We start from the raw sequence: 7,680 nt of genomic DNA, 5'->3' as shown, positions 1-7,680 counted from the left end.
ACATCGGCCAGCTCTGCTGGTCGATGTTGTTTACGCCATAAGGGATTTCTTGCGTTCGTCGGCGCCCGGCCCCGGGCTCGACCCACGCGGCAGTACTGCACGAGGAACAAGGGATGTTCGCGCCGGCCAATCAGACTCACTTCAGCCTGACCATCGAGGGGCTTTCCAACGACCTCCAGGTCCTGTCCTTCACCGGACGGGAAGCCATCAGCCAGCCCTTTGCCTTCGAGGTCGAGCTGGTCAGCGCCCAGGCCACCCTGGACCTGGAAAGCCTGCTGCACAAACCGGCCTTCCTGCAGTTGGCGCAGAATGGCACCGGCATCCATGGGCAGATCTACCGCGTCGCCCAGGGCGATTCCGGCAAGCGCCTGACCCGCTACTCGGTGACCGTGCGCCCGCACCTGGCCTACCTCGCGCACCGCATCAACCAACGCATCTTCCAGAACCTCACGGTGCCGAAAATCATCGGCCAGGTCCTCGAAGAACATGGCATCCAAAGCAATGCCTACCAGTTCCAGCTGGGTTCGATCTATCCCGAGCGCAACTACTGCGTGCAGTACGACGAATCGGACCTGCATTTCATCCAGCGCCTGTGCGAGGAAGAAGGTATCCACTACCACTTCCAGCACAGCGCCGACAGCCACAAGATCGTCTTCGGCGATGACCAGACGGTGTTCCCGAAACTGGCGCCCGTGGCCTACCAGCAAGATTCCGGCATGGTCGCCAACGACCCGGTGATCAAGCGCTTCGACCTGCGCCTGGAGGCCCGCACCAGCCGCACCACGCGCCGCGACTACGACTTCGAGAAACCGCGCCTGACCCTGGAGAGCGACGCCAAGAGCGAGTTCAAGCCGGACCTCGAGGATTACGACTACCCCGGCCGCTTTGTCGACCGCGAACGCGGCAAGCACCTGGCCAAGCGCGCCCTGGAACGCCACCGCAGCGACTACCGGCTGGCCGAGGGCAAAAGCGACCAACCGCTGCTGGTCAGCGGGCATTTCCTGGCCCTGAGCGAGCACCCGAAAGCGCAATGGAACGACCTCTGGCTGCTCACCGAAATCGTCCACGAAGGCAAGCAGCCGCAGGTGCTGGAAGAGTCGGTGACCAGCGACACCACAGCCTTGAAGGACGACTTCCATCAGGGCTATCGCAACCGCTTCCAGGCCACGCCCTGGGACGTGCCCAACCGGCCGCCGCTGCTGCACCCGAAACCGCGCATCCTCGGCAGCCAGAGCGCGGTGGTCACCGGGCCCAAGGGCGAAGAGATCCACTGCGACCAGTACGGCCGGGTCAAGGTGCAGTTCCACTGGGACCGCGAAGGCCAGTCGGACGACAAGACCAGCTGCTGGCTGCGCGTGTCCTCGGCCTGGGCCGGCGCCCAGTACGGTGGCATCGCCATCCCGCGGATCGGCATGGAAGTGCTGGTGACCTTCCTCGAGGGCGACCCCGACCAGCCGCTGATCAGCGGCTGCCTGTACCACAAGGAAAACGTCGTCCCCTACGAGCTGCCGGCGAACAAGACCCGCAGCACCTTCAAGACCCTCAGCTCCCCCGGCGGTGGCGGCTACAACGAGCTGCGCATCGAGGACAAGAAGGGCCAGGAACAGATCTTCCTCCACGCCCAGCGCGACTGGGACGAGAACGTCGAGCACGACCAGAAGATCCGCGTCGGCAACGAACGCCACGACACGGTCGAGGCCAACAGCTACAGCGAGTTCAAGGCCGAGGAACACCACACTGTCCACGCCGACCGCAAGGTCGAAGCCCGCGCCAGCGACCACCTCACCGTCGGCGCCAACCAGCACATCAAGATCGGCACCGGGCAGTTCATCGAAGCCGGCCAGGAAATCCACCTCAATGCCGGGGTGAAGGTCGTGATGGAAGCCGGCAGCGAGCTGACCCTCAAGGGCGGCGGCAGCTTTATCAAGCTCGACGCCGGCGGCGTGACCATCAGCGGCCCGCAGGTCAAGGTCAACTCCGGTGGCGCCCCGGGCAGCGGCAGCGGAGCAGCACCGCTGCTGCCTGGGCCGTTGCAGCAGGCAGATACGGATAAGGCCGGGCAATTGCTGATATCAGCGCAGCGGCAGGCGCTAATGCAGAAGAAACCGATTTGTGCGATTTGCGAAGCCGCCAAACTGGCCGCACAGAAGGGCGAGAAATAACATGATCGAATTCCCTCCGCTTCCGATTGATCTACCGTGGAACCTACCCGCCTATCTGCTGCTGGACGGTGTCAGCGTTCCCAATCTGGCCAAACACCTGCACAAATGGGATAACCCGGCCTACAACCTTTACCAGACCACGCGCTGGCAGGATCTTTCGGACATCTCACCCTATTTGATCGCTCTGAAAGGCGCAAACGATCCACTTCTGTCGTACTTCCGGGAAAATGCGGCCCAAGAATGGGGCTATCTGTTATTCAGTAATGCCAATGTTCAGACGCTATGGAACCACTGGCGCCATCTGCTCACCGTGAAACACCCAAGTGACGTGGAGGTCATGCCACGAATTGCCGACCCGGCGGTAATGCATCAACTGTTCGGCCTTGCGGAACAAGCCAGTAGTGCCCGCTGGTTTGGCCCGTTTGCGCACGTTTGCCTACCTGATGGGGTGGAAACCACTTGGTGGCAACACAAGCGTCCCGATCCGGCCATTGCTGAACCAGAGACCTATCGACTGAGCGACCAGGAACTCACAGCCCTGGGGGAAGTCGAGTTTCGCAACTTCGTCTCCAGTTTGAGCGAGCACTTGCAAACATACTTCCCGGACTTCATGGCGACTTTTGCGGAGCCCGAACGTCGTCGGTATGCACAGAAGGTCGCGGATGATGCCTATCAGCAAGGCTTTGCCTCTGAACAGGAAATCACTCTCTACGCGAATGTTTTCGGCTATCTGGCCGGGCAACCTGTGACGGAGCACCCCGACATCCTTCAACTGCTGACGTTATCGACGCCGGACACTCCATTGAAGCGTGTGGAACGCGCCGCCGAACTGGCAGAAAGCCGTGCCGCTGATCGACAAGGAAGCCTACTGTGACTGCTCAACAACCGCCAAAAACCAGCGCAAACACCGCAGCCATGGCTAAAAGCGCCAAGGGTACCCGCGTCCCCATGGGGACGTGTCAACTGATGAACAAGAAAGTGCAGTTGCTGCCGCTGCGTTATGGACTGGTCCAGCACCTCGATCCGGCTTCAGAACTGCCCATGCCGTTCAAAACAAAGAGCCAGCCATTGGGTATCCGATTGCTGCGCGATGGCTACCTGTACATCGTCAACGGCACCACCGGTTACCTGCACGAATACCGCGTCGAAAAAGGCCAGATCACCAAACTGCTGTGGAACAGCCAGGAGGTGTCGGGCGACACGCGAACCAGCTCGGTCGGCGAGCCACATCTGGTGTTCACCCGCAAGCACACCTTGTACGCCAGTTACTCGGAAATTCAGTGGACGGCCTTCAAGTGCTCGCAAGTGCTCATGTCCAAGGATGAGCGCAAACGCTTGATGCAACTGGTCGAACTGGCGAGTGTCTGCCCGGAAAAGGGCGGCGAGAATTTGTTGAGCAAACAGCAGGCGGAAAATTGGCTGGCCGAAGTAGCGGAAAACGCTTCAAAACCGGACTCAGAGGGCGTCACCAATCTGCCGCCGTCCAAAGCCTTGCCCGAGGGAGCCAATCCCGAAGAGGAAAAGGCATATCACTGGGAAGATAAGCCGCTATTTCAAGATACCGCGATTGAAACTCTGACCAGCAAAGTGCAGGGTCCGTACAAGGATGATTACCTGTTTCTAGTGCTGCGCGACGATATTGGCGTCATGCGCGATCTGGCCAGTGCCCAGCTGAAAGTGGCTGACTGGATCGAGCAATGGAGTGCGGATGATAAGTGCCAGGCCCAGTACCTGACTGGTTCCTATGTCCAGTCTCTGTATGACGTCAACGGACCACGGCTCGACGCCCTGAGTAAAACGGACCCGGATGTACAGGCGTTGAAAGACGACACCAACGAAGAGCAGCAGGCGAAAATTTATGAGTATCTGAAGGTTCGGCGGGATGTTTTTGACCCGGGGATCTATGGCGACGAGGCACATTGGCGGAAAATGGCCGAGACGGATCCCTATGCCCGAGCCTATATGGACATGACGGATTCGTTGGGCGATCCGCTCTACCGTAAACACCAAGGCACTTTGAATAAACTGAGCCTGCAAAGCTGGTACGCATTGCATGGCAAGGATCTTGGTCAGCGCGGTGTCGACGACTTGGTCAACCGGCCGGTGATGGAGGCGTTCCTCGTCAAGCAGCAAATGCTGCTGAGTCATTGGCACAGTCGCCTGCAAAACATCCGCGAAGACCGCATCAATATGTTTACCGGTGGCCTCTTTCACCGTGCCGCCTGGTATTACGACTTCAAGCTCGATGCGCAAATCAAACATCGCCTGGAAACCGAATTTGTCTGCGTGGCGGCCATGTGTGCGGATCAAAAAGCAGTTGAAAAACTGGCTGCGTACATGGAAGCCAACCTGCTGACTGTGGTGCCTGGGCTTGATACTTTGACCCTGGCGGCACAAATCGACGTCGCGAAGAAACTGGCCGACCTGAGCAGCTTCACGATCAATGTGATCTCAGCCAAAGAAAACCTTGCCAACGTCAACGTGCTGACCAACCAGTTCCACAGCCTGATGACCGAACGCTTGCCGAACTACGCCAAGCTGAACACTCAGTTCATGGGCTTGCAAAGCATGCTGGACGAGGCCTACAACCCAGCACGTCAGTTGAAGGTGGCCGACCAGTTGGACAGGGCACACCAAGCCTTCACCCGCGCGCAAAACATTGACCCCAACAGTTACATCCGCAATATCGGAGCTCCCGCGCGCCTGCAACTGCTTCGCGAATTCTCCCGCCAGGGGCTGACCTTGCGTGCGGCTTCAGCCTCAGAAATTGCGGCATTCAACCAGACCCGAGACCAGTCGCTAAACTTGCGCAGCCAGTTGAAGGAAACCTACAAGCTGCGCAATCGGGAATTGATGCGGCAAGCTACAGGCTCTTCAGCACCGGGGAGCGAAGCGCTCCATAACCAACGTATTACCCAGCTGAAAAACGCATTGGTACCGCTAGAAGACAAGCTCAGCGATGCCTTGACTGTCGGAGGAGACAGCCCGGCGAAAATTGGCACGGTGATCGATGGTCTGGACCCACAGCTGCGTGCGGAGATGGGCAAAACCGTGCGTGATTTCCGGGCTACGGGGACGTTTAACAAGCCGCTGGCGGGGGCCCTGAAATCGAAGGGGGACGGGATCGCATTTGCGTTGTTTGTGATTCAGGGGCAGAAGTTTATTGAGGCGATGAATAATCTCGCCAAGAAGCCTGATCGCTCTTTGTCAGATTGGGGCGCTGCTGGGGAATCTCTCATCGGTATGTCGGCTGCCGGGTTTGCAGCGATACAAGGATTATCGGTCACAATATTCCAAGCTCATATCGAGCAAATGGAAAGTGCTGCTGGCAAATTGAACACTATGAGCCGTCTGGGACGCTGGAGCGGCATTGCAGGATTTGGGGCATTCGTATCTGGCGGTATAGCCGCAACAATCGACTTGGGCAAACACTCTCTGCAATGGGGTAAAGCTTTAGCCGAGGGCGATTACAAGGGACTAGGTGCAACTACTCTGCAAATCAGTGGCGACGCAACACTGGTCGGCACCAATACCTGGGCGGCGAAGCATACCGGTTCGATCGTCAAGAACATCATGAAGACACCTACTGAACTGCGGGCCCTGGCATGGGCCGAGGCCAGCCCACGACTTTTGGCCATCGGGGCACGCGCCAACCTGATAGGCTTGATTGCCACCGCCTTGCAGCTGGTGGGGGAAGGTCTTTACAACTATTTCAATCTGGACGATTTACAAAAATGGATGGAGAGCAGCGTCTGGGGGAACAAGACCAAGAATCGCAGCGTACAGGATGAGTGGAATGAACTGGCGAAAGTCGTGCAGAAACCGACTTGTGAACTGATCCACGATGACAAGAAAAAAACCTATCTGAAACTGATACTGCCCGGTATCAGTACACAGGAAATGGACAGCCGTAAATTGCAGCTACAGGCATATCAAAAAGACCGGGATAAGCCCATTTCTCAAGCTTACAGCCCTGGCTTGCCCCCTCTGCGCTGGAAGGAATGCACTGCCACTTGGGCGACGCGTTTCATTGTCGTCAGCAAAGGCAAGGAAGCACTGACGCTCCACTTGCCGATCAGTGACTCTTTGCTAACCCCAGGTTTCGCGTTGGCTTTCAATATTGCTTATCAATTGGAAGCTGAACGCGATGTAATCCACCAAACCTGTTTTTTCCTGCGTGATCTGCACATCATCGATTCCTATGGTGTACGCATTAAAACGCAAGGCACCTATAAACTCGAGCCTGTTGACTCCTTGCCCGTCGGTACAGGCAAGTCATCGTTCAGACTTTTCAAAAAAGAAGATTTGGCGACTGTCGATGTTTAGAAACCTGTTCAAACGCTATAACAAGACTGCGGCTGCTGAACCTGCACCAGACATCCGCAGCCAGCGCCCATCTGCTGGGGAGATCCGCACCAAGGGGTTGAACGAGACCCTGTTCCTCTCGCCTCTGCCGGTTTACACAGGTCAGGCACAAGTATCACGCCGTAACTTTTCGGAGATGAACGATACTTTTCTTGAACTCGGTGGAAATAATTGGGGGATGGTCGAGCAAGGAAAGATACTGGCCTCAGGAATATGGTTACTTTTATTTTTTGCTTTTATCGCACCAATTCTTATCATCATGTATGGAGTACTCGTCTACCCTGAGAACTTCCCTACTCCATTGAAAGATCTAAAGATGGCTGTCCAGACATTCTCTGGTTATGCACTCTTGGGCATTCTTCCTGTTGGCGCCTACGTTTACGGGATGCTATCCAGCGTCTACGCCGCTGCAAAAACCTACCCCGTCCGTTTCAACCGTCAACGCCGCGAAGTCTGTTACGTCGATAGCAAAACCCATCGAGTCTTGATTGTCCCCTGGGAAAATGTCGTCGCCTGGGTTTCCAATACTCAAGGCGTCACCAGCTATGGCGCCACACGCCAGTACACCTTTGGCATGGGCCTGGAAGATGAAGAGCAGGACAAGGTGCAGTTTGTGCTGCTGCCGCAATCCAGCGATGCACACGCACTGGGGATGTGGACGTCGATCCGCAACTACATGGAAGACGGACAGTTAGTGGATACGCCGAACCCGATGCTCAAGGCATTGGGGTTGATTCCGACCGGGGATAGGTTGAAACCCTACGAAGGACTGCACACCTTTGAAATAGAACGCGAAGACGCTCGCGCCATGGGTTCTCTGGACGATGGCGGAGAAGACTTGACTCCGGAACAGCGAGAGCACTATGGCTACTCCAAGCGATCCCCATGGCCGCTACGGCGCTGGTACATCTGGCGCGTGCTGAGTTTCTGGAAGATGCCTTATCTGCTGGCTGAATGGAGTCACCGCAAGGGGCGTCCTACCCTGCCGGAACAAGTGCAAACCTGGTCACAACCACTGCCGCCGGAGCAGTGGGCAAAACCAAGCACTGCCTTGGTAAAAGCCAATCAAATAGTTAAAACCGCCATGGACAAGAAAGGCGCGACTTTTGTCGAAGCGTGTAAAACTGCGGGGTTGCATTGAGCGTCAGGCTTG

4 protein-coding genes are annotated in these 7,680 nt (G+C 57.0%); all 4 read left to right on the top strand.

Going from position 1 to position 7,680, the window contains the following annotated elements; translation table 11 throughout:
- The first annotated feature begins 113 nt into the window (after window positions 1–113).
- Genes tssI through DK261_RS02445 form a run of 4 tightly spaced genes read left to right on the top strand, consistent with a single transcriptional unit; the run spans window position 114 to window position 7,668 of the window.
- Complete coding sequence (gene tssI / locus DK261_RS02460; protein WP_110175246.1) at window positions 114–2,162, top strand: type VI secretion system tip protein TssI/VgrG; 2,049 nt, start codon at window positions 114–116, stop codon at window positions 2,160–2,162.
- Window position 2,163: 1 nt separating this feature from the next.
- Entirely contained in the window at window positions 2,164–3,036 is an 873-nt protein-coding gene (locus tag DK261_RS02455) for a DUF4123 domain-containing protein (RefSeq protein WP_110175245.1), read from the top strand.
- On the top strand, window positions 3,033–6,488 hold the full coding sequence (locus DK261_RS02450; protein WP_110175244.1) for a toxin VasX: 3,456 nt from the start codon (window positions 3,033–3,035) through the stop codon (window positions 6,486–6,488). Before DK261_RS02455 ends, DK261_RS02450 begins: the two co-directional genes overlap by 4 nt.
- A complete protein-coding gene (locus tag DK261_RS02445; RefSeq protein WP_231999304.1) occupies window positions 6,481–7,668 on the top strand; it encodes a DUF6708 domain-containing protein in 1,188 nt (395 codons plus the stop codon). The genes DK261_RS02450 and DK261_RS02445 overlap by 8 nt, the downstream gene beginning before the upstream one ends.
- The last annotated feature ends 12 nt before the right edge of the window (window positions 7,669–7,680 follow it).

The organism is Pseudomonas sp. RW409 (assembly GCF_003184125.1).
GTDB lineage: Bacteria > Pseudomonadota > Gammaproteobacteria > Pseudomonadales > Pseudomonadaceae > Aquipseudomonas > Aquipseudomonas chlororaphis_I.
This window is presented reverse-complemented; position numbering and strand designations above follow the sequence as displayed.